Below are 25,721 nucleotides of genomic sequence, written 5' to 3'. Positions count from 1 at the left end.
ACTAATAATAGTTAATTAAAGAGAGTAGAAAGAGTTATGAATCGAAAAATATTCGTTTTGACGGGCAATACTGGCACTGGGAAAACGACGGTTGCTAATTATTTAAATGAATTTTATGAAATGCCAAAAGTGATTACGCACACAACGCGACCACCACGTGAAGGAGAGATTGATCAAATTGATTATTATTTTGAGTCAACTGAAAGTTTTGCAAAAAATCATTATTTAGAAAGTGTGGCATATGCTAATTTTCAGTATGGTTCATCATATGAAGGCTTAGAGCGAGCTTGGGAAAAAAGTCCCTTAATTACAATTGTTCTAGACACAGCGGGCGCTAAAACTTATGCTGATAAACTAGGAGATGAAGCGGTGATTATTTTTTTGACCGTGACTAAAACAGATGAAATTTTAGGACGTCTATCTAAACGTGGTGATAATCTAGAAGAGATGCGTCAACGTTTAACCAGTCAAGAGTATCAACGTGATATTCAATTACCAGCATCATTACAAGATACAGCTCATGTGGTGGTAAATGATGATTGGCAAAGTACTAAAATGGCAATTGATAGGATTGTCAAACAGGCTGTGATTGTTGAACCAGAGGAGGAATAACATATGGCATACCGTACACCACCATTTATGACACCGGTAGCATTAGTGTCAATTATTTTAGCAGTTAGTGCTGGAAATGCGATTGTTAACGTTTCAACGCATTCATCAAACGGGGCACCTAAATCATCAGTAGTATCAACCAATACATCAACATCTGAGATTGACTCAACGAATAGTAGCAAGTCATCAAGTGAATCAGAAAATTCTGATACAACCAGTAGTCAATCTGTTGAAGATGATGCGGATGTTTCTTCATCTAGCGCAGTATCATCAGCTAGTGATGCAGATAGTAGCCAAACAAACGAACAACAGTCATCAAGTGAAGAGACAACGGATAATGCTGACCAAGCATCAAGTAGTAGCGATGCTGGTGGCGCTAATGATGTTACCCCGGATACAAATAATGCAACAAATGATGCCACGAATAATGCGGCAAATGATGCACCCCAGGAAGGAGTAACTAATTAATGTTAACGATCTTAGATTTACTTAATCATTATTTGGGTATGTTCAATGTGAATGCGCGTTGGAAGGGGCAAGTATACTCAATTCTTGCCGGTGTTGGTAACTTTTATATTTTGTATTTGGCAATACGACATATTCAAAATGGGGCTTATCTACGAGGTGCCGGCTTATTAATCGTCTTTTTGTTTATTTTGTATTGTGTCATCCTAAATATTCTTTATTACTACACTAAAAAAACAGTTAAATGGGATATTTCACCGTTACTTGAAAAAATGTTAGGTGGTTCACAAGCGGATAAGTCAGATAACAGTTCTGCTGCGATGCCCTATGTCCCAGCCAATGGCTTATATGATAAACAACAAGTGTTACCAGCAACTGCTGTATCTGATGGTGACATGGAAGCCGAACTAAGTAAAGTTGTTGATCAACTACGTGAAAGTGGTATGTTTACCGATAATTATGGTGGTTTATCAGAAAAAGAACAAATGGCTTTTTTGGCCACAGGTCAACCACATATTTTTGCTAATCATCCGGGAACACCATTACCTTACTTTCGTTTAGAAGAGGAACGCGGTGGCTTGTCAGTTTATGGTGGTGTTAATGAAATGCTATCATCACGTTTGGCTCGTATCCAAACCATCGGTTTACAGCCAGTAGATTTAGCTTTAAAGTCATACAATTTATATATTGCTTCAGTTGTGGTATCTGGGGGGCCTGGTAAGGCACGTGGCCGCAGCTCATTAACGCCAATTGAAAAGCCTTATTTTTTATCTGTTGAATTAGCATATACCAAAAAACAAACATTTTAAATGAACTAATTTCACATGTCGTGTTAATAAACTTAACAAGATGTTTGACATTTTAGATAATTTAAGATTATTATTAGTTTAGCGACCCGTCACGATTAAACTCGCGGCGGGCCATTTTATATACCAAGATAATCCATTGAGAAGATTATCTATAAGGAGGAACCGTTATGTCGATGATCGAATTCAAAGATGTCAATAAGTTCTATGGTGATTACCATGCGTTGACGGACATTAACTTAAAGGTAGAGGCTGGTGAAACAGTTGTTTTAATTGGACCTTCTGGGTCAGGTAAATCAACATTAATTCGGACAATTAATGGTCTAGAACCGGTACAAGGTGGTCAGTTAATTGTTAATGGTCAAGACTTAGCCAATCCTAAGACTGATATGAATCGTACACGTAAAAATGTGGGAATGGTTTTCCAACATTTTAATTTGTACGCTAATAAGACAGTTTTGGAAAATATCATGTTAGCACCACGTTTGGTACTACATCGTGATGAAGCCGAAAATAAGAAAATGGCTATGGAATTATTGGATCGTGTTGGTTTGGTTAGTCAAGCTAATAAAGTACCGTCAGCATTGTCTGGTGGTCAGCAACAACGTATTGCTATTGCGCGTTCATTAGCTATGAAACCAAAGGCTTTGTTGTTTGATGAACCAACTTCAGCTTTGGATCCGGAAATGGTTAATGGTGTTTTGCAAATTATTAAAGACATTGTTAATGATTCATCAATGACAACATTGGTTGTAACACACGAAATGGGATTTGCTAAGCAAGTGGCTGACCGTGTTATTTTCATGGATAAAGGACAAATTTTAGAGGATTCACCAACCAATGAATTCTTTGCGCAACCAAAGGAACCTCGTGCACAAGAATTCCTATCGCAAATTATTCGCTAAGGAGGTGCAACATGAAAAGTAGATTTCAAGTTGTTATGAAGTCAATATTAGCGGCTTCAGCCTTTGCATTGGTTGCTGGTGTATCAGCAACCAATGAGATACATGCTGATAATGTTAAAAATGACACATACAAGCGTATCATGAAAACGGACCGTATGAATTGGGGTGTTAAAGGTGACACTAAATTAATGGGGTTGATGAACATCAAAACGGGTAAACTAGAAGGTTTCGATGTTGAGATGGCTAAAGAAATTACGAAACGTGTTAATCCAGATGCTAAGGTTGTTTATACACAAATTACATCAGGAACACGTGTGCCAATGCTAATTAATGGGAACATTGACGCGATTATTGCAACAATGTCTGTTACCCCAGATCGTCAAAAAGTTGTTGATTTTTCACAACCTTATTTTAATGCGGGACAATCTATTTTAGTAAAGAAATCAAGTAAATATCATAATGTGAAGGAGCTTAATACGCCTAAAGCACGTGTTTTGGCAGTACAAGGGTCGACTTCAATTGATGAAATTAAGGAATTTGCACCTAAAGCAAAGGTTGTTGGTCTTCAAGATTATGCAACCGCTTTGACGGCCTTAAAAGCTGGTCAAGGAGATGCGTTGACCACTGATAACGGTATTTTGTATGGTATGGCTGCTGGTTCTAAGTCATTAGAAGTTCGTGGTGGTACCTTTACAAAGGAACCATATGGTGTTGCGATGCAAAAGCAAAATCCAAAGCTAGTAAAAGCTGTTGATAAGGCCATTGATGATATTAAACAAGATGGTACTTATGAAAAGATGGCTAAAAAGTGGTTTGGTGACGTTAAAGGTATGGACTGGAAGGAGTTGGCTGGAGAATGATATCATTATTTCAATCACATGCCGGTGAATTTCTAACCGGCTTTGGCTGGACGATTCTGTCGTCGGTATTAGCGTTGATTGGCTCAACTATTTTAGGAACAGCTTTTGCGATTATGGAAGTCGTTCCCAATAAATTAGCCAACATTATCGGACGTATTTATATAGAAATTGTACGTAATATTCCATTATTGGTTATCACGATGTTCTTTTATGTTGTAATTGCTAATGTCATTAAAATTAGTGGTTTTGCAGCTGGAACTTTTGGTTTGACCCTTTATACGTCTGCATTTATTGCTGAAACGGTACGCGCTGGAATTAATGCCGTGCCAAAGGGTCAATTAGAAGGTGCGATGTCAAATGGCTTGTCATGGTGGCAAGGAATGCGTTATGTTGTTTTGCCCCAAGCTTTTAAGTTAGTGATTCCACCACTAGGTAATCAATTCATTAATCTAATTAAGAATTCATCTGTTTTGGCATTCGTTGCAGGGTTGGATTTGATGTATCAAGCTAACCAAATTTCACAGTCAACTTTTGATACATTTGGACCATTTATTATTGTTGGTATTTTCTATCTTATTTTGACGATGCCTTTGAGTTACTACATGCGTTATTTGGAGAATCGTCTTGAGAAGAAAGGAGGCCAAGCATGAGTGAATTCTTTTCAGCCTTTTCATGGGTTAATTTACGTTTTCTAATAACTGGATTAGGTGTTACGGTCCAAGTAGCTGTTATCTCAGTTATTTTGAGTTTTATTATTGGATCAGTTTTGGGTGTGATTAGATATGTAAAGATTCCCTATTTTTCACAAATTATTGGTTTTATTATTGATTTAATTCGTAATTTACCATTATTGTTGATTATCTTCTTTACTTATTTTGCTTTGCCTAAGGTTGGTATTCATTTTGGGGTGGTAACGTCAACTATCTTTGCATTGACTATCTTTGAATCAGCGATGTTGGCCGAAATTATTCGTTCAGGTATTATGGCTGTGCCAAAGGGACAATTAGAAGGGGCATTATCAAATGGTTTGAATTTCAAGCAAGCGCTATGGCATATTATTTTGCCACAAGCTTACAAGAAAATGATTCCACCAATTGTGTCACAGTTCGTTTCTTTGATTAAAGATACGTCGTTGGCAACGATTATTATGTTGCCAGAAGTGACGTATCGTGCACAAATTGTTTATGCCCAAGAACCAAATGCAATTGTGTCAATGTTCTTTGCTTTAGCGGTTATTTACTTTATCCTAAATTTCATTATCTCAAAAATTGGAGATATGTTGGATCGTCGTATGGCTGCATAACAAAATTTTGAATATAAAAGCATATGCCAATTATTTTTTGGGTTATGTTTAAAAGCGTCAATCTACCAGACTAATATGGCTAGATTGACGCTTTTTTAATAGTTTAATGAGAAATGCAAACGTCATAAAATGAGCTGAAAATGAGAAACAATATTTTGATGAAACGTTTTAATTCGTTTGTATATCAGTGTTTTTGGGGTATAGTAGCAACTTTATTAAAAATAATCTTAAATAAATTGTTGACTAGGACAAATGTTTATTATACTATTATGAAAAAGTTATCACGTATTATAAATGTGGTTATAAGGAACGGGGAACGATTATGAATAAGACATTAAAGGTAAGTGCTTTGTTGTCTGGTGCAGTGATTTTAGGATCAGCTATTGTACCAGTTACAGCAAGTGCCGCAAAGTATAAGACAATTAACTGGACAGAAAGCGCTAACGTTGGAACGATGGACCCTTCAAAAACAACGGCCGCAATTGATTTTACATATCTACAATCAATTGGTGAAGGTTTGTACCGTATGGATAAATCTGGTAAGCCAGCATTGGCAGGTGCCACATCAGTTGATAAGTCTGATGATGGTTTGACATTTACCTATCATTTGCGTGATGCAAAGTGGTCAAATGGGGATCCTGTTACAGCTAATGATTATGTATACGGCTGGCAACGTACCAACGATCCTAAGACTGCATCACAATATGCATACCTATTCTCAGGTATTAAGAATGCCGATGAAATTCAAAAGGGTGACAAGCCTGTAGCTGACTTAGGGGTTAAAGCAATTGATGATAAGACACTTGAAGTAACCCTTGACCGACCAATGCCACAATTAGAATCAGTTATGACAATGGCTACTTTTGAACCACAGAACAAGAAGTTTGTGGACAAAGTTGGTAAGAAATATGGAACTGCTTCAAAGTATACAATTTCTAACGGACCTTTCGTCATGAAGGGTTGGACTGGTTCAAATAACAAAATTTCTTTGGTAAAGAACAAGGACTACTGGGATGCAAATACAGTTAAGACACCAAAGGTAAATATCCAAACTATTAAGGACCAAAACACAGGTTATAACTTGTATAAGTCAAAGAAGGTTGATTACACAACCCTATCACCTGATCAATATAAGGCCTCAAAGAACAAGAAAGACTACACTGTTATTTCACAAGCTTCAACGGCCTTCATTGAATTCAATGAGAACAAGAAGCCATTGGATAACACAAATATCCGTAAGGCATTATCAAAGTCAATTGACCGTAGCACAATGTCATCTAAGATTCTTGGTGGAGGTGGTAAGCCAGCCTACTCATTTACTGCTACAAAGTTAGCTAAGGATCCTAACTCAGGTAAGGACTTTGCTACAGTAGCAGCTGATAAAGATGCCAGTGGTTACGATCTAAAGGAAGCCAAGAAGCTATGGAAGCAAGGCTTGAAGGAAACTGGTAAGAAGAAGGTTAGCCTACAATACCTAACAGATGATACTGATGGTGCTAAGCGTTCAGCACAATTTATCCAATCACAAATGGAGAAGTTGCCAGGCTTGAAGGTAACTATCAAGACGGTACCATTTAAGCAACGTATTTCATTATCAGATGATAAGAAGTTTGATATGGTTAACACAATTTGGGGTGGTGACTATGCTGACCCATCAACATTCTTAGATTTGTATACATCTGATTCATCATTTAACAATGGTAGCTGGAAGAATGCTGATTACGATAAGTTGATGAGCGATGCTAAGACAACTGATGTTAATGATGAGAACAAGCGTTATGAAGATTATGCTAAGGCTGAAAGGTTGCTACAAGAAGATGCAGCAATTGCGCCAGTATACTACCAAGCAAAGCCATCACTATTGAATAAATCAGTAAAGGATGTTGTTTCAAATACAACCGGAGCACCGTTCGACTGGAAGTGGGCTTATAAGAAGTAATTTAATCCTTATATTAAATGACTGATTAAAAAGGGGGAGTGACGAATGCAGATTTGTCCTGCTCTCTTTTTTTATTCTCTAAAATAAGTAAAAAATTAGCATAGCTATTGTTAATAAGGTTCGTATAATGATTGATTTTATTAGGTAAACACGTATAAAAATTAAATGATTATGTGAAAAATTATCACAAACTCTTTTATAAACAGTAAACGTCTGGTAAAATTAAAAACATCTAATTAATAACTATGAGATATGAGAGTATGGTTATTTCAATAATGACTTTCTAGCATATTATGAATAGAAGTAAAAAATAGGGGAAGGCATAGCCATGTTCAAATATATAATTAAACGGTTAGCAATTATTGTGTTAACTTTGGTCTTGATTATTTCAGCCACATTCTTTTTAATGAAGCTGATGCCAGGATCACCGTTGGCTAACGCAGAACGTTTATCTGCCAGTCAACAAAAAATGATTGAATCACAGTATGGTCTAGATAAGCCATTAGTTGTGCAATACGTTACTTATCTTTGGGATGCACTGCATTTTGATTTTGGTGTTTCATTCCAATTTGCTAACCAAGAAGTTTCAACGTTGGTGGCACAACGTCTTGGCCCATCTGCTCAGCTTGGAATTCAAGCATTGATTTTTGGCCTAATAGCTGGAACAGGATTGGGTGCTGCAGCTGCCGTTCGACGTAACACAAAAACTGATACCTTCTTATCTGTTGTGGCAGTTTTGGGTATTTCAATCCCATCATTCGTATTCGCCGCTTTGTTGCAATATTGGATTGGATTGAAATTAGACTGGTTGCCAATTGCTGGTTGGAAAGGGTTTGCCGCAACTATTTTACCAACAATTGCGTTAGGAATGAGTCCGTTGGCAACATCAGCACGTTTTATTCGTACTGAAATGGTTGATGTGCTAGGTTCTGACTATATTGAATTGGCTCGTGCTAAGGGTCTTTCAAGTAATGAAATTATTTGGAAACATGCACTCCGTAATTCATTGATTCCATTGGTCACTTTGATTGGTCCAATGGCAGTTAACTTGCTAACTGGATCAATTGTGGTGGAGAATATTTTTTCAATTCCCGGTATTGGAAGTCAGTTCGTTGATTCAATTTTGACTAATGATTACCAAATTATTATGGGAACAACAATTGTTTATTCAATGATGTTAATGGTTATTTTGTTAATTACAGATATCCTTTACGGTATTATTGATCCACGTATCCGATTGGCTAAATAAGGAAGGAGCCGCTCATGTCTGAAAAAGTAAATTTAACAGCAGATGATTTTAAATTGCTTCCCGCTGATCGTCATACTGATAGTGAAGAGATTTTAAAGCCATCGGTCAGTTTTTTGAAAGATGCTTGGCGTCGTTTAAAGAAAAATAAAGGGGCATTCGTTTCACTTTGGATCTTAATTGCTGTTTTTGTGGTGGCTTTTGCGTCATCACCAGTGGCTAATTCAAAAGCAACTTCACGTCAAGATGTTACGATTCAAAATTTGCCAGCGCGTCTGCCAGGTGTGCTGGGTGAAATTCCTGGCTTTACAGGTGAAGCCAAATTAGATGGTACTAAAATTGATCAGTATGAATCAGCTGGTGTGTCTGATAAGAAAAATTATTGGTTTGGAACTGATCAATTCGGTCGTGATATTTTCAAACGTGTCCTATATGGAACACGTATTTCACTAGAAGTTGCCTTAATTGCGACCTTAATGGATTTGGTCATTGGTGTTATCTATGGTATTACGTCAGGTTGGCGTGGTGGTAAAGTTGATATCGTGATGCAACGAATTATTGAAATTGTTTCTTCAATTCCAAATTTGGTTGTCTTTGTGCTTTTGATTTTAATTATGAAACCAGGTATGTTGTCAATTTCATTAGGAATTGCATTAACTTCTTGGACTTCCATGGCCCGGCTAGTTAGAGCGCAGGTGCTAACAGCTAAGGAACAGGATTATATTCTAGCAGCTCGTACTTTGGGATCATCAACTTGGCGAATTGGATTACGGCATTTAGTACCGAACCTAAGTTCAACGATTATCGTACAACTAATGTTTACCATTCCATCAGCAATCTTCTTTGAGGCATTGCTTTCATTTATTGGATTAGGAATTCCAGTACCGATGGCTTCATTGGGTACGTTGTTAAATGATGGACAAAAAGCAATGCAATTCTATCCATATCAATTAGCAATTCCAGCTGTAATTTTGGGGATTATTATGATTGCGTTTAACTTATTAGGTGATGGATTACGTGATGCGTTTGATCCACGTACAAAGGATTAATGGAAGAGAGTGAAGAAATGGCAGAAAAAATTCTTGAGGTTGATGACCTTAAAATTAATTTCAATACCTATAATGGAAGTGTTCAGGCCATCCGCGATGTTTCATTTGACTTGTATAAGGGTGAAACATTGGCAATTGTTGGTGAGTCTGGATCAGGTAAGTCGGTAACGACACGTTCATTAATGGGACTATTGGCGAAAAACGCCCGAGTGGAAAAGGGTTCAATTACCTTTAAAGGTGATGAAATTATTGGTAAATCAGAAAAGCAGATGCAAAAAATCCGTGGTTCTGAAATTGCAATGATTTTCCAAGATCCAATGACGTCTTTGGATCCAACAATGAAAATAGGACAACAAATTGCAGAACCATTGATTAAACATCAAAAAATGAGTAAAAAGCACGCATGGGAAAAAGCTTTAGAGATGATGAAGCTTGTTGGTATTCCGAATGCTAAGGCACATATCAATGATTATCCGCATCAATTCTCTGGTGGAATGCGCCAACGTATTGTTATTGCAATTGCGTTGATTGATAGTCCTGAAATTTTAATTGCTGATGAACCAACGACTGCCTTGGACGTAACGATTCAAGCTCAAATTTTACATTTAATGAAGGATATCCAATCACGATTGGATACTTCAATTATCTTTATTACGCACGATTTGGGTGTGGTTGCCGGTATGGCTGACCGTGTTGCTGTGATGTACGCTGGTGAAATTATTGAGATTGGTAAGGTCGATGAGGTCTTTAATTTCCCGCAACATCCGTATACTTGGGGATTGTTAAATTCAATGCCAACAACCGCAACTGAACGTGGATCGCTAGAAGCAATTCCAGGTACGCCACCTGATTTGTTGAATCCACCTAAGGGGGATGCCTTTGCAGCACGTAATCGTTATGCAATTGCGGCTGATGAAAAGGTTAAGCCACCATTCTTTAAATTGTCACAAACGCACTATGCTGCAACTTGGTTATTAGATGAACGTGCACCAGAAGTTGTACCACCGGTAGAAGTTCAAAAACGATGGACACGTTTCCAAGCTGAGCACCCCGAAGCTGATCGGTCAAAGGCAGTTGCCGTTGAAAATTCAGCTGTTCTTGGTAATGGAGGTGGCAAATAATGGCTGATGAACGTAAAAAATTAGTTGAACTAAAAGGATTGGACATCACGTTTAATGCTGGTAAGTCTAATGAAACTAAAGCAGTTCAAAATGCTTCCTTTGATATCTATGAGGGAGAAACATTTGGCTTAGTTGGAGAATCTGGTTCTGGTAAGACGACTATTGGGCGTGCAATTATGAAATTGTATGAACCAACTAATGGCCAAATTTTGTTTGAAGGTGAAGATTTAGCACAAATTAAAAAGCGTGGTAAGTTAAGTAAATTCCGTCAGGCAGTTCAAATGATTTTCCAAGATCCGCAAGCATCTTTAGATTTACGTATGAAAGTTAAAGATATTGTTGCAGAAGGAATTGATGTTAATCATTTGGCTAAAAATGATGCTGATCGTTCAAAGCAAGTAGAGGATTTATTAGAGATAGTTGGTTTGAATCGCGATCATTCTAGTCGTTATCCGCATGAATTTTCAGGTGGACAACGACAACGTATTGGTATTGCGCGTGCACTTGCTGTTCAACCTAAGTTTATTATTGCTGACGAACCAATTTCAGCGTTGGATGTTTCAATTCAAGCACAAGTTGTTAACTTGCTGAAGGAACTACAAAAAAAGCAAGGACTAACATACTTGTTTATTGCGCACGATTTGTCGATGGTTAAATATATTTCAGATCGTATCGGGGTTATGCATTGGGGAAAAATGGTTGAAATTGGTCTTGCCGATGAAGTGTATAATCATCCTTTACATGACTATACACGTTCATTATTGAGTTCAATACCAGTGCCTGATCCAACTGTTGAAGAACAACGCGTGCCAATTAACTATGATCCGACTGCAGAATTAGATGGTCGCGATCGTCAAATGGTTGAAATTGCGCCCCAACATTTTGTTTGGGCAGCTGAAGATGAAATTGCAATCTATCAAGAGCGTGCGCGTGAGTTTGGCTTAATTGACTAATTGCTTGACTGCTCGTAAGCAAAAACGTAAAAATTAATAGCAACAAATAAAAAAGTTTGTAAGGTTGACGATTTTGTCAGCTTTGCAAACTTTTTTGGTTCGTTTTAATTGTAACAATATATTAAAGTCGAGTTGTAGCGATTCTTATGAGTATACTTATGTCTTTTTATGCAAATTGCACAACATTTTATTGGAAAGTTTCTTTATGTTATAATAATACGATACAAATAAAAGAATAGGCTAGGTGGAACGGGTGAGAAAATTTACGGCGTTACCGACATTCTTTAAAAACCAACGCCTTGGTAGTATGGCAGCGTTAGTGTCATTTATTGCCGTTGTGGGAGCAATTTTAGCATGGTTAGTTAATTGGGTTGTAGGAATCATTTGGGTAATATTAGTCGTTATTGCATTGATTGTCATTTTTAAAACTTTGCAAGATCTAAGTGAACAAACAACACATTATATTGAAAATTTGTCTTATCGTATTAATCGTGGTGAACAAGAATCAATTATTCAAATGCCATTAGGCGTGATGTTGTGTACTGATAGTGGTGATATTGAATGGGTTAATCCTTATTTGCAACAATTACTTGGTGAACAAACAATTGTTGGTCAAAACTTAAAAGATGTTTCAAAGCCGTTAACTGAAGTTGTTGACTTATGGTCAGATAACGAAAAACGCATAACAGAATGTCATTGGTTAGATCGTTTTTTTCAAGTACAGGTTCAGCCAGAACTAAATGCGATTTATTTAATGGATATGACAGCATCAGCACAAGTTACAGCAGATTATGAGAATCATAAATTGTTTTTAGGAATTGTTTCTTTAGATAATTATGATGAAGTTACGGAAGGAATGAGTGATGCAGATGCGTCTACGTTACGAACTTATGTAACCAAAACACTGTCTGACTGGATGACTGATCATGATATTTATGCGCGACGCCTTTCTGTTGATCGTTACCTATTAGTTGGTTATCGTGAATCACTGATAAAAGCGGAAAATGATAAATTTAATTTATTAAAGGTTATTCGTGAATCAACATCAATGCAGAATACGCAAATTACATTAAGTATTGGTATTGCTTATAATGAAATGGCAATTGATGTGCTAGCAGAAAATGCGCAATCTAATTTGGATCTGGCACTTGGTCGTGGTGGCGATCAAGTTGTTGTTAAATCTTCCACTGGTTCGGCACGCTTTTATGGTGGGAATACTAATCCAATGGCTAAGCGGACACGTGTTCGTGCTCGAGTGATTTCACAAGCGTTGGCTGATTTGTTTGATCAAGCTGACCAAGTGTTTGTGATGGGACATAAACGTCCTGATATGGATTCATTTGGTGGGGCATTAGGTGTGCGACGTTTAGCAGAAATGTTGGGGAAACCAGCATGGGTTGTGTATGAAGAAACCGGTCAAGAGCATTCTGACATTCGCTTACTATTAGATCAAATGGCAACGGATACTTCTGATGAAAATGCCATATTAGCACCAGATGATGTTATTGCGCAGATGACGGACCAAAGCTTATTAGTAATTGTTGATCACTCAAAACCATCGTTATCTGAATCACAAGATGTTTATGAGGCAATGAAAGACAGTGTCGTGATTATTGATCATCATCGTCGTGGCGAGGAGTTCCCCGATGAGGCTCAGTTGGTCTACGTTGAGTCGTATGCATCATCAACTTCGGAATTGGTAACAGAATTATTTGAGTATCAGCCACGTCGGGCACAAGGCTTACGTCGTTTGGAAGCTACTGCCATGTTAGCGGGTATCCAAATTGATACCAAATCATTTACGTTACGTTCAGGAACTCGGACATTTGATGCAGCGAGTTATCTACGTGCAGTGGGTGCAGATGGTTCATTACTACAAGATTTTATGAAGGAATCAGTTGATTCTTATCGACAACGTGCTCACTTAATTGAACGAGCAGAAATCCATGATAGTGCAGCTATTGTTACTGGTGAAGATGATATTCAATATGATTCAGTAGTGGCTGCACAGGCAGCGGATTCGCTGCTGCAAATGATTGGTGTGCAATCAGCATATGTCATTAGTCGTCGTGATAATAATACAGTAGCTGTATCAGCACGTTCGACTGGTAATGTTAGTGTTCAGTTAGTAATGGAAGCTATGGGTGGCGGTGGCCATCTAAGTAATGCGGCAACGCAATTTAAGGATACGACAACAGATGATGTTTACGATCTGTTGTTAACGGAACTTAATCAAGATAGTGATCAAGAGAATGAATAAAAAAGAAGGTATAAATTAATGAAAGTTATTTTCTTAGAAGATGTTAAAGGTCGCGGTAAAAAAGGTGAAGTTAAAAATGTACCTGATGGTTATGCCAATAATTTTTTGATTAAAAATAATAAGGCTAAACCAGCATCAAACGCAAATGTTTCAGCATTACGTGGGCAAAAGAAAGCGGCTGATCGTGAAGCTGCTGAAGAAAAAGCAGCTGCTGTTGCATTAAAAGAGCAATTGGAAGATGATAAAACGGTTATTGAGTTAAAGGCCAAGGCTGGTAAAGATGGTCGTTTATTCGGTGCTATTTCATCAAAGCAAGTCGTTGCTGGTTTGCTTGATCAATTTGGTATTAAAATTGACAAACGCAAAATGGATATGAAGGAACCCATCCGTGCGTTGGGTTACCGTAATGTGAAAGTAAAACTACATCATGATGTTGAAGCAACTATTCGCATCCACACTGACGAGCTATAATGAAGTAAATTTATAACAATAGGTCAACTTTTGGTTTTATTAACCTGGGTTAGACCTATTTTATTTTTCCCCATTGTCTTTGGTAATTTGGTACAATGAAGTTTGGACAAAACCACAACAATATTGTGGTTGATAAATAATGGAGAGGAGGTTATGTTCACATGGCTGATCAAAATTCTGGCGTGCCATTACAAGTGCCGCAAGATGTCGAAGCTGAACAAGCAGTTCTGGGTTCGATTTTATTAGCGACAGATCCACAGGATTTGTTAGCGGATTTAATGACTGTTTTGGCACCAGATGATTTTTATCGTACAGCTCATCGCTTAATTTATACGGCTATATTGGCCTTAGATGAGACACAAAGAGCAATTGATATTCTAACGATTACAGATGAGTTAGATAAAGATAATCAAGTTGAAAATGTGGGTGGCATGGCCTACCTAACAGAATTAGCATCAAGTGTGCCGGTTGCTGGTAATGCAATGTATTATGCGCGTATTGTTCGTGAACGTGCAGTGCGTCGCAATATGATTGATACCCTGCAAAATAGTTTGACACAAACTTATGAAGGTAGTGATTCTGTTGATGATGCTGTCGCTGATTTGTCGACGAAATTAGATTTAATCAATAGCGGCGAAAAAAGTGCTGATTTTAAAAACATTGCGGATGTTGTTAATAAATCATTTGAAGAAATTGAAGAAAACTCGCGTACTGAGGATACTGTTACGGGGTTAGCATCAGGTTTTCCAGCATTAGATAATTTAACGACAGGTTTTCATGACGGTGAAATGATTATTATTGCTGCACGACCTGCAGTTGGAAAAACAGCTTTTGTTTTAAATATTGCACAAAAAGTAGCAGTAGCTGATCCAAAATTACCAGTGGTTATTTTTTCATTAGAAATGCCTGATACGTCACTTGTTAATCGTATGTTAGCGGCGGAAGGCAACATTAATTCACAACATATGCGTACTGGTCAATTAGAACCTGAAGAATGGGATTCATTAGTTGTTGCAACGGATTCATTGGCACGTACGAATATCTATATTGATGATACACCGGGTATTCGCGTAACCGATATTCGTTCAAAACTACGTCGCTTGTATAAACGTGAGGGTCAATTAGGCTTAGTCATTATTGATTATTTGCAGTTGATTGAAGGAACACGTAGCGAAGGACGTCAACAAGAAGTTTCAGCTATTTCACGTGCAATTAAAATGATGGCAATGGAGATGAACGTGCCAATTATTGCCTTATCACAGTTATCACGTAGTGTGGAACAACGACAAGATAAACGACCAATGTTATCAGATATTCGTGAATCTGGATCTATTGAGCAAGATGCGGATATTGTGGCGTTTTTATATCGTGACGATTATTATGAGAAGTCAAATGAAGATGATGACAACCAAAATGATCCACGTGATGAAGAGCAGCAAGATATTGGTGAAATCGAAGTTATCTTGGAAAAGAATCGTTCAGGTGCACGTGGCACAGCACGATTATTATTTGTGAAATCTTATAATAAGTTTTCAAATATTGATTATCATAATGAAGAACCAGGTAGTTTTAATTAAACGGTCATAACAAAGAGTCGGGGTTGATGATGTCTATCATTGACCTCGCTCTATTTTATGTGGATAAAAAGAAAAGAGGTTTATGATGCAGGAGGTTAACAAGGGCATGTCATTACGCTGGCTATTGATAGCAAGTTTTATTAATAGTTTTGCATTTGGCTTTATTTGGCCGCTAACATCTGTTTATTTGTATAATGAATTATATCAAACGTTAGTAACCATTGGCTGGGTTATGATGGCCAACGCTGTTGGACAAGCAATTGGCTCGTTAATTAGTGGCCGTTTATTTGATCGCTTTAAACCATATGTGTTAATTCAATTTGGTGTTAGCGCTATGATTATTTTGCAAATTGCTTTTATTATTTGGCATGGTTGGCCAATTTATGCCATTATTTTAACACTAGTCGGCTTTTTTGGTGGTTGGATTACAGCGGCTGTAAATTCGTACGGGACACAAGTACGTTCTCATGATGGTCGCTTTGTTTTTAATATGTTGTACTTTACAAGTAACTTTGGTATGGTTTTTTCAACGGCATTAGTGGGACCGATTTATCCTTTAGGTATTACGTGGTTGTTTATTTTGGCCTTAATTTTATATCTTGTTTTATTTGTCATTGTTCATGCAAAATTCAACTTCACACTAGACAATCGATCAACTGGTAAAGTAATGGCTAAGATTAAATTACCTAAATGGAATATGGCATTGGTTTACGCCAGTGTCTTGGGGTTAGTCGTATTATGGATTTCATATGCACAGTGGCAGGGAAATTTGTCAGTTTATATGAACAGTGTTCTAAAACTACCATTATGGCAGTACTCAATGTTATGGACGATTAACGGTATTTTAATTGCTGCTATTCAACTGGGGATGAATGCTTTGAATTTATCAAGCAATCATCGTTCGATGTTTATTCAGATTTTCTTAGGAATTGTCATGTTTGGCTTATCATTTTTGATTCTGCCGTTTAGTCATCATTTTGTTGGCTTTGCGGTCGCAATGATTATTACGACAATTGGTGAGGCAACGGCTTTCCCAATGATTCCAGCGCTAGTTAATGAATTAACGCCAGTATCGTTAAAAGGTCGTTATCAAGGATTATCAGCAGCCGCGCCATCAGTTGGTCGTGCTGTTGGACCGTTAGTAGGTGGATTAATCATTCAACAACAAGGCTATGGGACCTTGTTTTATGCAGCGGCTGCCTTAACATTTGTTGCATTTGTTGGCTTGTTGTTTAGTATCATGACGGGATATCGTCATACTGTACGTTATGAAGAAAATTAAATAATTAAATGTTGAACGTCAATCTAATGATTTGTTAGATTGACGTTTTTAGTATGCTTAAAAAATTAATTAGCGTTTAACGGGTTTCAAATCATCTTGGGGTGCACACTATTTTGCGTATTATGAAAGAATAGATTAAGATTATCTTAGAATACGACAAGGGGAATATGATGACAGATCAAGATAAAATAACTTTATTAAGTGATTTAGTAGCGATTAAAACGGTCGCTGATCATGAAAAAGAGATTGCAATGTATTTAAAAAACTATTTTGCACAACATGGTATTGATAGTAAATTGGTAGATGTTACGCCAAATAGGGCTAATTTAATAGCTGAAATCGGTGAGGGCCATGGCCCGGTATTAGCCTTTGCCGGCCATATTGATACGGTACATGAAGGTGACTTGAATACTTGGGAAACCGATCCGTTTACGCTAAATGTGCAAGATGGTAAATTATACGGTCGTGGTGTAACGGACATGAAGGGTGGCTTAGCTGATTTGGTTATCGCTTTTGTAGAATTATACGAAAGCGATGTCCCTTTGCATGGAACATTGCGCTTTATTGCAACTGCTGATGAAGAAAAGAATGAATTAGGTGCTGACAAATTAGCAGCTGATGGGTATTTGGATGATATTGATGCAGTTATTATTGGGGAACCAACAGGTGTCGCTTTGAATGAAATTTCAGAGTATTTCACTAGTGGTGGTGCTGTCATTGAGCCGGCAACCTTGAAAAAATTACAACAAGCGGCAAAAACTTCGCCGGCAGCTGAACAGCATTTTATCTTTTTTGCCCATAAAGGCTTTTTGGCGTATGATGTCACGGCAACTGGTAAGGCTGCACATAGTTCAATGCCTAAATTAGGGGTGGATGCGATTAATCATTTGGTACAATACTATCAAGCAGAACAAGCGCTTTATGATGATTTGCCTGAAGAGAGTCCTATCTTAGCTAAAACGATGCGTGGCGCTAATATTATACAGGGAGGTGCGCAACAAAATTCAGTTTCTGATTTGGCGACGTTAACTGAGTTAACACGCACTATTCCAGAATTACCAGCTCAAACATTGATTGAACGATTACAAGCATTAATTGCTGATTTAAATCAGGCTGATGAGACAATGAACTTATCATTACACGTTAACGCTTATGATGAGGCTGTGGTGACACCACGGGATAGTCAATTAATTAAAATCGTCCAGGCAATCATCCCCCAGTATTTAATTGAACCCATGGTTGCACCAACAATAGCCGTTTCATTAGGCACTGATGCTGCCGCATTTGTTCATGCTAATCCAAGTGTGCAATTAGCAATTATCGGTCCAGGTAATACTACTGCTCATAAAGCCAATGAATATGTGACACAACAGGCTTATTTTGCGATGGTTGATATTTATCGTGAGGTGGCAAAACGATATTTAAAGTAAAAAACAATTGGTAGTACTTAGACTAGCCAATTGTTTTTTGGAGACTTTATTTTTCTACAAACCATTTTGTTAACCACCAACCACGATAAAAGCCTTCCATGGCTAAAATTTGTGATAGTGATGCTAGAATTAAGGTTATTTGTAACCAAAGCTTGCCCGACATAAAGAAGGGGATACACATGAAAGCGGCTGTAACAATATAAATGACAAGGCGATTTTTCTGAGTCAATTGGCGCTTGTAAATACCATCATGGATATACTGTTGGTAATACTTATTGTGTTCTAACCAATTCTGTAAACGTTTGGAAGACCGGCTCCAAAAATAAGCAGTTAGTAGATAAAAAGGAGTTGTTGGAATACCAGGTACCCAAATAAAAACAGTACCGATACCAAAAGTAATTAGACCTAAAATAATGTAAATAAAACGCATAGCAACTCCTTAATGAATATATAAATGTAAGTATATCAATAAAATGATGCTAGGCAAAGTTGAAATCTTTAGGCTGGTTATTTAACAATTTAATTCAACTTGCTATAATTAACATAATGTTATGAAAGGATTAAGCCGCAATGGAAGTATTAGAGCAAGCGTACGCTAAGTTAAATATTAGCCTTGATACCCCATTTCTCCATGCTAATGGTGAACAAGAATGGGATATGTTAATGGTAGCTATCGATCTAGCTGATACAGTAACCATTCGTACGACTACTGACCATCAAGAAATTGTGGTTGAGTCGACAAGTGGTGTCCTGCCACTCAATGAAAAAAATTTAGCTTATCAGGCTGCCCGTTTAATGCGAGAAATTGCTGGTAAGACTGACGGCATTGAAATTCATATCATGAAGCGAGTGCCAGTAGCTGCTGGATTAGGCGGTGGCTCTTCAGATGCTGCAGCCGTCCTGCGAGGGCTAAATCGTATTTGGCAATTAAACTACACGGAAGAAAAATTAGCTGTTATTGGTTTGAAAATCGATGCTGATGTTCCTTTTTGTGTTTATTCAAGACCAGCACGTGTTCGGGGACGTGGTGAAATAGTGGAACCATTAACACAGGCGTTGCCACCACTGTGGGTGATTGTTGCTAAACCAGGTATTAGTGTTTCAACTCCTAAAATATTAAAAATGGTTAACTATAATACCATGCAACATGGTAATATGGCGGCTTTGATGACTGCTGTCAATCAAGCAGATTTTCAAACGGCTTATCGACAAATGTTTAATGTATTAGAAGCCATAACTGGTGGTAAATATCCAGAAATTTTAAAACTTAAACAAAAAATGTACGAGTTTGGTGCTGAAGCAGCACAAATGTCAGGGACTGGGCCAACCGTATTTGCCGTTACTGAAAAGGCATCACGGGCTAAACGCATTTACAATGCTGTGAGCGGTTTTGTACCGGAATCTTATTTAGTACGCCTGGTTAATTCTGAAAAATGTAAATAATTAGCGAAACGTTCGTGTTTTAACACTGTAGCGTTTTTTTTATGTCGTTTTTTTAGTAAAAAGCTTTACTTTTGGAACATTATACATTATATTTAATGAGTAGTTCGTGATTGTCGAACAATATAATTGGTTTTTTAATAAAAAGGAGTAAAAAATGGCTTCAAACGCAAAGATGTGGGTGGCAGGTGCCGCAGTTGTAATTATTGCAGGGGGTGCATATGCCGCTTGGTCTGGAAACAAGTCAGGTGATACTAAGGATGATAAGACCTCAGTTGCCTTGATAACTGATGGTGGTGGAATTGATGATAAGTCATTCAATCAATCAGCTTGGGAAGGTATGAAAGTTTGGGCAAAAGATAATGGTGTCAAAGAAGGTAAAGGTGGGTATGCTTACTATCCTTCAAAGACAAGTGCAGATTTTACCACTAATATGGATCAAGCACGTTCTGATGGTTTTAAGAATATTTATGGTATTGGTTTCCAATTGGTTTCAACAATTAATGAACAATCAAAGAAAAATCCAAATACTAACTATATGATTATTGATGATATTGCTAAGGCACGTAAGAATACTGTTTCGGTAACGTTTAAGTCTGAACAATCATCATACTTGGCTGGTGTTGCAGCTGCTAAGACAACTAAGACCAACAAAGTTGGGTTTGTTGGTGGTATGAAGTCAGCAGTTGTGCAATCATTTGAAAAGGGCTTTACTGCTGGTGCTAAGTCTGTTAATCCGGATATTGTGGTTGATGCACAATATGTTGGTAGTTTTACGGATGCTGGTAAGGGTAAGACAATTGCCTCAACAATGTATCAAAGTGGTACGGATGTAGTCTTTACTGCTGCTGGTGGTTCTGGAGCCGGTGTCTTTACAGAAGCTAAGGATCTAAACAAAGCTAAAAATGCAGCTGATAAAGTTTGGGTAATTGGGGTTGACCGTGATCAAAATTCTGATGGTGCTTATACAGCAAAGGACGGTAAATCTAACTTTACATTAACATCTTCTGTTAAAAAGGTTGGTAAGGCCGTAACCGATGTTACGGAAAAAACTGCTAAAGGGAATTTCCCTGGTGGTAAGCACCTTGTGTACGGACTAGATGATAAGGGTGTCGCTTTGACACGTGGTCATATGTCAAAGGATGCATGGTCAGCTGTGCAAGATGCTGAGAAGAAAATCATCAATGGTGACGTCAAAGTATCGGCAAAATAAATAAATAATAATTAAAAACAAGTATCGTTTATCTGATACTTGTTTTTTTAATTTCCGATAAATAGGTTAAACAAAAAAACTTGATACTAATAATAGGTTTAAGCGTTTACAAATTTGCTTTTACAATATTATTGAATAATAATGAAACTTGTATTAGTCAAGTTATTACCGGTAATAAAACTATATACGTTTAAATAAATAGGTTTAATGGAGAAGTTTTTTGGTAAATAAAGAGAAGTTATTTAATAAAGGGTTTATCAGTGTTACATTGATAAACTTTTTGGTTTATTTTGTTTATTATTTATTGATGGTTATTATTGCAGTGGTCGCCCAAGACAAATTAGGCGCAACATTGAGCCAAGCAGGGCTAGCATCAGGTATTTACGTTATCGGTACATTAATTGCCCGATTATATATTGGTAAAAAACTTGAGGTTATGGGGCGTAAACAGGTATTACGAATCGGTATTGTATTATATTTAGTCACAACGATTATGTATCTATACATGCCGTCACTGATTGTATTATATGGCGTGCGTTTATTAAATGGTTTCTTTTATGGTATGGTATCTACGGCAACTAACGCAATCGTTACAGCATACATACCACTTGCACGACGTGGTGAAGGCATCAACTATTACGGATTAAGTACGAGTTTAGCAGCAGCAATTGGTCCATTTTTAGGGATGTTATTATTACAAACAACGAGTATTAATTTTATTGTTATAATGGCTAGTGTTATGTTGATTGTGACAACAATGGGTTGTTCTACAATCAAGGTTAATAATATGCAATTAACAACTAAACAGCGGGCTATTGCTGATAGTTGGCAAATAAATACGTTTATTGATACAAAAGTTGTCTTTATTGCAGGAATTGCATTTTTGATGGGATTAGCATATTCAAGTGTTTTGTCGTTTTTAGCATCGTATGTTGTCACAATTAATCTTGTATCCATTAGTTCATTGTTCTTCGTTGTTTATGCGCTTGTTATCACAGTTACAAGACCAATAGCCGGTAGAATTTTTGATCAATATGGTGAAAATTCGGTGATGTATCCAAGTTATATCTTCTTAGCAATTGGTTTATTGGTACTAAGTATGACAACGTCATCTTGGTCGTTATTGTTATCAGGCGCTTTGATTGGATTAGGATATGGGACATTTATGTCAAATGGGCAAGCAGTTGCTTTACACTTAGAAAAAGATGTTAGCCGGATTGGGGTTGCCTTATCAACTTATTTTGTGGGGCTAGACCTAGGTATTGGCGTTGGTCCTTACCTATTAGGCGCTTTGCGACGATTTGTTGATTTTAAACAAATGTATATCATCGTGGCAGTGTTACCAATTATATGCGCTATTTTGTATCGTTTATTTTATAAAGGTTTACCTCAAAAGCAGCATATTTAGTAAATTTAGTGATTTAATACGGGGTATTATCTGCACAATGTTCGTTAATTACGAATGTTGTGCAGGTTTTTTATTTTTATTTAGGACATCAGAGGTTTAAAACCGAATTATTTGTTTACATTAATCTTTTTTTGGGATATGATAAATATAATGCTTGAGGGGAAACGCAAGCAAGATGAAATACATATAGGGGCATATGATATTAGTTAAAAAGATACTTACAGATACTGGGGTAGTTATTCTTTAACTTGTCATAACCTAAAAAAGGTTGGTAATTTTACCAACCTTTTTTAGTCTTGATTTAAAATAGCGATGCCTGACAAAGATAGTGATATCCGTTATACTTGTTAAAAAGAGATGAGAAAGAATTAAGGAGAATAAGCACGCATGGATAACCAAGATGAAGAATTACGCAATGATAAGCTGCTTGATGCAATAGCAGTTTTTCGTGAAGAACAAAACGAGGTTACAGAACATAATTTTATCCAAGCATTGATTGATGCTGTCTTTATTGCACCTGTAAATTTCTCAGAGCAACCAAAAATTAAAGAAGATGGTAGCATTGATATTCCAGAAAATGCACAAATGCAGTTATTGACGTTTGAATTGGAAGACGGTAATGGGGTGTTCCCAATATTTACTGATTTAGATGCTTACAATGCAAAACCAATTGAATCAGATTTACCAGTTTATCCTTGGGCCATGGCCTTGTCAGATTATTTGCCAATCTTGCAAAATGATGATTCACAAAGCATAGAAGGCTTAGCACTTAATCCGTTTACTAATGGTATGCCGATTACGCGAGACAATATCGCTTATATCGCACAACAGGTCGCCCAAGATGCACAACAAGCAGAAAATGCATCTGAAAACGCAGGTGACAGTGATATGGAAATTTCATCTGCTGAAGAAATTATTCCGACACCATTACGTTATGATTTAATTGGGATTGCTGATGACGCAATGGGTGTAATCGAGAGCATGCATTTATTGTGGTTAACAAATAATGATGCACAGACATCAAACTATTTGTTGGTAGTGAATGGTCCTAATCGTGAAGACGTGCAGGCCTTGTATCAAAAAATCGCCACGACATTTGAAGAAAAGTCAGGTGAAGAAGGCAGTGCTGTAGATATTGTCTTTGCAGATGATTTCCAAGTTGATTTATCTGAATTTGATAGTCTATACAATCGTACGTTAGATTAAACGTTATAAGTCAAGATGTTAGAAGGTATGAAGTAATGAATGAAGACGTTGATTTAACAATCGTTGGAGCTGGTCCAGTTGGGATGTTTGCAGGCTTTTATGCAGGTCTACGTGAATTAAAGGTTGTTATTGTTGAAAGTTTAGCGGATTTGGGTGGCCAAGTTACAAATTTTTATCCTAAAAAAACCATTTTAGATATTCCGGGATATGTGAATGTTTTAGGAAAAGACATCGTGACCGATTTAACAAAACAACTAGAACAATTTGAACAAAAAGTGTTATTGGGCACAACTGTAACAGATATTGTTTCAAGTGGTGATGGGTTCCAAATTAAGACCGATAAACAAGATGCTTTTCATACAAAGGGTGTTTTATTAGCGACTGGTGCAGGTGCTTTTGAGCCACGTCGAATTGCGGATGAAATTTTAGGTGATAATGTTAGCCAAAATATTCATTATTCGATTCATGATTTACAGCTTTTTGCAGATAAACGTGTGTTGGTGGCTGGTGGTGGTGATTCAGCAGTCGAAATGGCACTACAATTAGAAACAACTGCAAAAAACGTTAAATTAACACATCGTCGTGACAAGTTCCGGGCACTTGAACATAGTTTAACTAAGTTGTCAGATTCATCAGTGACGTTAGAAACACCTTATACCATTAAACAAATTACCAGAGATACAACTGGGGCATTGTTGGTGACGTTACAATTGGCGCGATCAGAGGAGACCAAGGACGTTATTGTTGATGAAATTGTCATTAGCTATGGTTTTCAAACAGAAAATAAAATTATGGCTGGCTGGGCGATTAAGCCAGAATATGATGCACAAAATAAAATTTTGGTTACTCAAAATATGGCGACTACAGTACCAAATGTCTATGCAATTGGTGATGTTGCCGTTTATTCTGGTAAGTATGATGTTATTGCCACTGGTTTTGGTGAAGCCCCAACGGCAATTAATGATCTCATGACACATATTTTATCTGATGTTAAGGGACCGGCACATTCAACAGCATTAACAGTTGAAGATGGAACGGTTAAACACTAATTAATATCAGTAACTACTAAAACTTCGTGAAATTTGATACAATAGTAACGAAAACTAATAGAAAAAAGAGGTGTACCAATGGCAAAGTTGGTTTTAATTCGTCACGGTCAAAGTGAATGGAATGCATTAAACTTATTCAACGGATGGGTTGATACAAAGTTAAGTGACAAAGGTGTTGCGCAAGCAAAAGCAGCGGGACAATTGTTAGCTAAAGAGGGCATTCAATTTGATCAAGCTTATACGTCAGTTTTGACACGTGCTATTACAACATTGCACTTGGCTTTGGAAGAAGCTGATCAATTGTGGGTACCAGAAGTTAAGTCATGGCGTTTAAATGAACGCCACTATGGTGCTTTGCAAGGTTTGAATAAAGCTGATGCAGCAACTAAGTGGGGTGATGAACAAGTTCATCAATGGCGTCGTTCATACGATGTTTTGCCACCATTACTAGAAGATCAAGCTGAAACAATGACTATCGACGGTAAGTCATATCCTGCAATGGATCGTCGTTACCATGATGTACCAGCTGGTGAACTACCTAAGGGTGAAAACTTGAAGGTTACATTGGATCGTGTATTGCCATTTTGGGATTCAGATATCTCAAAGGCATTGAAGGACGGTAAGAACGTTGTTATCGGTGCCCACGGAAACTCATTGCGTGCCTTAGTAAAGCACGTTGAACAAATTTCTGATGAAGATATCATGGGTGTAGAAATTGCTAATGGTCAACCTTGGGTTTATGAACTAGATGAAGATTTGAACGTTGTATCAAAGGACATCTTGAAGCCTGAAGCTTAATTAGAAAATAAATTAATGAGACTGCTGACAGTGATGTTGGTAGTCTTTTTATTTGCTAGGGCAGATAAATATAGTTAAAAATTTTAAATTAAAAGTTTCAAAAGACGTTCTCACGTGGACGGAGTGGATATTATCTACTTAACGATAGTCCAAATAAGCACCAAGCAACAAAATTAACTATCCAAAAAAGGCAGAAAAAAATCACATTCTCTCAATGAAAGTGGAAAAGGAAGTAGTTACAAAGTCCAAGAGAGTTCTGAAAATAATAGTTCAATTAGTACTAGTGTTATTGATATGAAGTGTTTGTCTGCTAAACAAGCAGGTTTAT

The 25,721-nt window shown here is 37.2% G+C and carries 24 protein-coding genes; 23 read left to right on the top strand and 1 reads right to left on the bottom strand.

Annotated features, from left to right (window positions below; all coding sequences use genetic code 11):
* Nucleotides 1-36 precede the first annotated feature (36 nt).
* The 17 genes from G7Y65_RS04475 to G7Y65_RS04395 all read left to right on the top strand — a co-directional run bounded on the left by G7Y65_RS04475 (nt 37) and on the right by G7Y65_RS04395 (nt 18,279).
* The gene (locus G7Y65_RS04475; protein WP_042492964.1) at nt 37-612 is read left to right on the top strand and encodes a guanylate kinase; all 576 of its coding nucleotides are present in this window, start codon (nt 37-39) and stop codon (nt 610-612) included.
* A 3-nt stretch (nt 613-615) separates the two neighbouring features.
* A complete protein-coding gene (locus G7Y65_RS04470; RefSeq protein WP_042492963.1) occupies nt 616-1,080 on the top strand; it encodes a hypothetical protein in 465 nt (154 codons plus the stop codon).
* The gene (locus G7Y65_RS04465) at nt 1,080-1,886 is read left to right on the top strand and encodes a DUF6681 family protein (protein WP_042492962.1); all 807 of its coding nucleotides are present in this window, start codon (nt 1,080-1,082) and stop codon (nt 1,884-1,886) included. Before G7Y65_RS04470 ends, G7Y65_RS04465 begins: the two co-directional genes overlap by 1 nt.
* Nucleotides 1,887-2,053: 167 nt before the next feature.
* A complete protein-coding gene (locus G7Y65_RS04460; protein ID WP_042492961.1) occupies nt 2,054-2,788 on the top strand; it encodes an amino acid ABC transporter ATP-binding protein in 735 nt (244 codons plus the stop codon).
* 11 nt (nt 2,789-2,799) lie between these two features.
* Entirely contained in the window at nt 2,800-3,648 is an 849-nt protein-coding gene (locus tag G7Y65_RS04455) for a transporter substrate-binding domain-containing protein (protein ID WP_170999647.1), read from the top strand.
* Nucleotides 3,645-4,298 carry an amino acid ABC transporter permease gene (locus G7Y65_RS04450; RefSeq protein ID WP_042492960.1) on the top strand — a complete coding sequence of 218 codons (654 nt, stop codon included), beginning with the start codon at nt 3,645-3,647 and terminating at the stop codon, nt 4,296-4,298. Before G7Y65_RS04455 ends, G7Y65_RS04450 begins: the two co-directional genes overlap by 4 nt.
* Entirely contained in the window at nt 4,295-4,951 is a 657-nt protein-coding gene (locus G7Y65_RS04445; protein ID WP_042492958.1) for an amino acid ABC transporter permease, read from the top strand. The genes G7Y65_RS04450 and G7Y65_RS04445 overlap by 4 nt, the downstream gene beginning before the upstream one ends.
* A gap of 322 nt (nt 4,952-5,273) precedes the next feature.
* Entirely contained in the window at nt 5,274-6,890 is a 1,617-nt protein-coding gene (locus tag G7Y65_RS04440) for a peptide ABC transporter substrate-binding protein (RefSeq protein WP_165314670.1), read from the top strand.
* A gap of 328 nt (nt 6,891-7,218) precedes the next feature.
* On the top strand, nt 7,219-8,139 hold the full coding sequence (locus G7Y65_RS04435; protein ID WP_042492956.1) for an ABC transporter permease: 921 nt from the start codon (nt 7,219-7,221) through the stop codon (nt 8,137-8,139).
* A gap of 14 nt (nt 8,140-8,153) precedes the next feature.
* The gene (locus tag G7Y65_RS04430) at nt 8,154-9,185 is read left to right on the top strand and encodes an ABC transporter permease (protein ID WP_042492954.1); all 1,032 of its coding nucleotides are present in this window, start codon (nt 8,154-8,156) and stop codon (nt 9,183-9,185) included.
* Nucleotides 9,186-9,202: 17 nt separating this feature from the next.
* Nucleotides 9,203-10,306 carry an ABC transporter ATP-binding protein gene (locus G7Y65_RS04425; protein WP_137600473.1) on the top strand — a complete coding sequence of 368 codons (1,104 nt, stop codon included), beginning with the start codon at nt 9,203-9,205 and terminating at the stop codon, nt 10,304-10,306.
* Nucleotides 10,306-11,259, top strand: a complete 954-nt coding sequence (locus G7Y65_RS04420; protein WP_042492951.1) for an ABC transporter ATP-binding protein — start codon at nt 10,306-10,308, stop codon at nt 11,257-11,259. Before G7Y65_RS04425 ends, G7Y65_RS04420 begins: the two co-directional genes overlap by 1 nt.
* A gap of 253 nt (nt 11,260-11,512) precedes the next feature.
* Nucleotides 11,513-13,519, top strand: coding sequence for a DHH family phosphoesterase (locus G7Y65_RS04415; protein WP_141926505.1), 2,007 nt, complete (start codon nt 11,513-11,515; stop codon nt 13,517-13,519).
* 18 nt (nt 13,520-13,537) lie between these two features.
* Nucleotides 13,538-13,990, top strand: coding sequence for a 50S ribosomal protein L9 (gene rplI, locus G7Y65_RS04410; protein WP_042492948.1), 453 nt, complete (start codon nt 13,538-13,540; stop codon nt 13,988-13,990).
* A gap of 161 nt (nt 13,991-14,151) precedes the next feature.
* On the top strand, nt 14,152-15,567 hold the full coding sequence (dnaB, locus tag G7Y65_RS04405) for a replicative DNA helicase (protein ID WP_042492947.1): 1,416 nt from the start codon (nt 14,152-14,154) through the stop codon (nt 15,565-15,567).
* 106 nt (nt 15,568-15,673) lie between these two features.
* Nucleotides 15,674-16,849 carry an MDR family MFS transporter gene (locus G7Y65_RS04400; protein WP_228179643.1) on the top strand — a complete coding sequence of 392 codons (1,176 nt, stop codon included), beginning with the start codon at nt 15,674-15,676 and terminating at the stop codon, nt 16,847-16,849.
* A 170-nt stretch (nt 16,850-17,019) separates the two neighbouring features.
* Nucleotides 17,020-18,279 (top strand): M20/M25/M40 family metallo-hydrolase, encoded by a 1,260-nt coding sequence (locus G7Y65_RS04395; RefSeq protein WP_042492945.1) that lies wholly within the window; start codon nt 17,020-17,022, stop codon nt 18,277-18,279.
* 46 nt (nt 18,280-18,325) lie between these two features.
* On the opposite strand, the gene G7Y65_RS04390 is transcribed toward G7Y65_RS04395, so the two are convergent.
* Complete coding sequence (locus tag G7Y65_RS04390; RefSeq protein WP_042492944.1) at nt 18,326-18,709, bottom strand: YbaN family protein; 384 nt, start codon at nt 18,707-18,709, stop codon at nt 18,326-18,328.
* A gap of 140 nt (nt 18,710-18,849) precedes the next feature.
* Here G7Y65_RS04390 and ispE point away from each other — a divergent pair, with 140 nt between their 5' ends.
* From ispE to gpmA, 6 genes are all read left to right on the top strand, one after another.
* A complete protein-coding gene (gene ispE, locus G7Y65_RS04385) occupies nt 18,850-19,722 on the top strand; it encodes a 4-(cytidine 5'-diphospho)-2-C-methyl-D-erythritol kinase (RefSeq protein WP_042492942.1) in 873 nt (290 codons plus the stop codon).
* 154 nt (nt 19,723-19,876) lie between these two features.
* A complete protein-coding gene (locus G7Y65_RS04380; RefSeq protein ID WP_052348405.1) occupies nt 19,877-20,932 on the top strand; it encodes a BMP family lipoprotein in 1,056 nt (351 codons plus the stop codon).
* A gap of 220 nt (nt 20,933-21,152) precedes the next feature.
* On the top strand, nt 21,153-22,340 hold the full coding sequence (locus G7Y65_RS04375) for an MFS transporter (protein ID WP_165314669.1): 1,188 nt from the start codon (nt 21,153-21,155) through the stop codon (nt 22,338-22,340).
* A gap of 387 nt (nt 22,341-22,727) precedes the next feature.
* Complete coding sequence (locus G7Y65_RS04370; protein WP_042492939.1) at nt 22,728-23,546, top strand: SseB family protein; 819 nt, start codon at nt 22,728-22,730, stop codon at nt 23,544-23,546.
* Nucleotides 23,547-23,581: 35 nt separating this feature from the next.
* Nucleotides 23,582-24,595, top strand: a complete 1,014-nt coding sequence (locus G7Y65_RS04365; RefSeq protein ID WP_042492938.1) for an NAD(P)/FAD-dependent oxidoreductase — start codon at nt 23,582-23,584, stop codon at nt 24,593-24,595.
* Nucleotides 24,596-24,673: 78 nt separating this feature from the next.
* Nucleotides 24,674-25,393 (top strand): 2,3-diphosphoglycerate-dependent phosphoglycerate mutase, encoded by a 720-nt coding sequence (gene gpmA, locus G7Y65_RS04360; protein WP_042492937.1) that lies wholly within the window; start codon nt 24,674-24,676, stop codon nt 25,391-25,393.
* The last annotated feature ends 328 nt before the right edge of the window (nt 25,394-25,721 follow it).

The sequence above is a fragment of the Weissella sagaensis genome (assembly GCF_010306265.1).
Taxonomy (GTDB): domain Bacteria; phylum Bacillota; class Bacilli; order Lactobacillales; family Lactobacillaceae; genus Weissella; species Weissella sagaensis.
This window is presented reverse-complemented; position numbering and strand designations above follow the sequence as displayed.

Bases quoted from the DNA above. Each gene is read 5' to 3' on its own strand.
- dnaB (WP_042492947.1), top strand. From the start codon at position 14,152: ATGGCTGATCAAAATTCTGGCGTGCCATTACAAGTGCCGCAAGATGTC.
- G7Y65_RS04445 (WP_042492958.1), top strand. From the start codon at position 4,295: ATGAGTGAATTCTTTTCAGCCTTTTCATGGGTTAATTTACGTTTTCTA.
- rplI (WP_042492948.1), top strand. From the start codon at position 13,538: ATGAAAGTTATTTTCTTAGAAGATGTTAAAGGTCGCGGTAAAAAAGGT.
- G7Y65_RS04430 (WP_042492954.1), top strand. From the start codon at position 8,154: ATGTCTGAAAAAGTAAATTTAACAGCAGATGATTTTAAATTGCTTCCC.
- G7Y65_RS04475 (WP_042492964.1), top strand. From the start codon at position 37: ATGAATCGAAAAATATTCGTTTTGACGGGCAATACTGGCACTGGGAAA.
- G7Y65_RS04435 (WP_042492956.1), top strand. From the start codon at position 7,219: ATGTTCAAATATATAATTAAACGGTTAGCAATTATTGTGTTAACTTTG.
- G7Y65_RS04425 (WP_137600473.1), top strand. From the start codon at position 9,203: ATGGCAGAAAAAATTCTTGAGGTTGATGACCTTAAAATTAATTTCAAT.
- ispE (WP_042492942.1), top strand. From the start codon at position 18,850: ATGGAAGTATTAGAGCAAGCGTACGCTAAGTTAAATATTAGCCTTGAT.
- G7Y65_RS04455 (WP_170999647.1), top strand. From the start codon at position 2,800: ATGAAAAGTAGATTTCAAGTTGTTATGAAGTCAATATTAGCGGCTTCA.
- G7Y65_RS04420 (WP_042492951.1), top strand. From the start codon at position 10,306: ATGGCTGATGAACGTAAAAAATTAGTTGAACTAAAAGGATTGGACATC.
- G7Y65_RS04395 (WP_042492945.1), top strand. From the start codon at position 17,020: ATGACAGATCAAGATAAAATAACTTTATTAAGTGATTTAGTAGCGATT.
- G7Y65_RS04470 (WP_042492963.1), top strand. From the start codon at position 616: ATGGCATACCGTACACCACCATTTATGACACCGGTAGCATTAGTGTCA.
- G7Y65_RS04370 (WP_042492939.1), top strand. From the start codon at position 22,728: ATGGATAACCAAGATGAAGAATTACGCAATGATAAGCTGCTTGATGCA.
- G7Y65_RS04460 (WP_042492961.1), top strand. From the start codon at position 2,054: ATGTCGATGATCGAATTCAAAGATGTCAATAAGTTCTATGGTGATTAC.
- G7Y65_RS04400 (WP_228179643.1), top strand. From the start codon at position 15,674: ATGTCATTACGCTGGCTATTGATAGCAAGTTTTATTAATAGTTTTGCA.
- G7Y65_RS04390 (WP_042492944.1), bottom strand. From the start codon at position 18,709: ATGCGTTTTATTTACATTATTTTAGGTCTAATTACTTTTGGTATCGGT.
- G7Y65_RS04465 (WP_042492962.1), top strand. From the start codon at position 1,080: ATGTTAACGATCTTAGATTTACTTAATCATTATTTGGGTATGTTCAAT.
- G7Y65_RS04450 (WP_042492960.1), top strand. From the start codon at position 3,645: ATGATATCATTATTTCAATCACATGCCGGTGAATTTCTAACCGGCTTT.
- G7Y65_RS04380 (WP_052348405.1), top strand. From the start codon at position 19,877: ATGGCTTCAAACGCAAAGATGTGGGTGGCAGGTGCCGCAGTTGTAATT.
- gpmA (WP_042492937.1), top strand. From the start codon at position 24,674: ATGGCAAAGTTGGTTTTAATTCGTCACGGTCAAAGTGAATGGAATGCA.
- G7Y65_RS04440 (WP_165314670.1), top strand. From the start codon at position 5,274: ATGAATAAGACATTAAAGGTAAGTGCTTTGTTGTCTGGTGCAGTGATT.
- G7Y65_RS04365 (WP_042492938.1), top strand. From the start codon at position 23,582: ATGAATGAAGACGTTGATTTAACAATCGTTGGAGCTGGTCCAGTTGGG.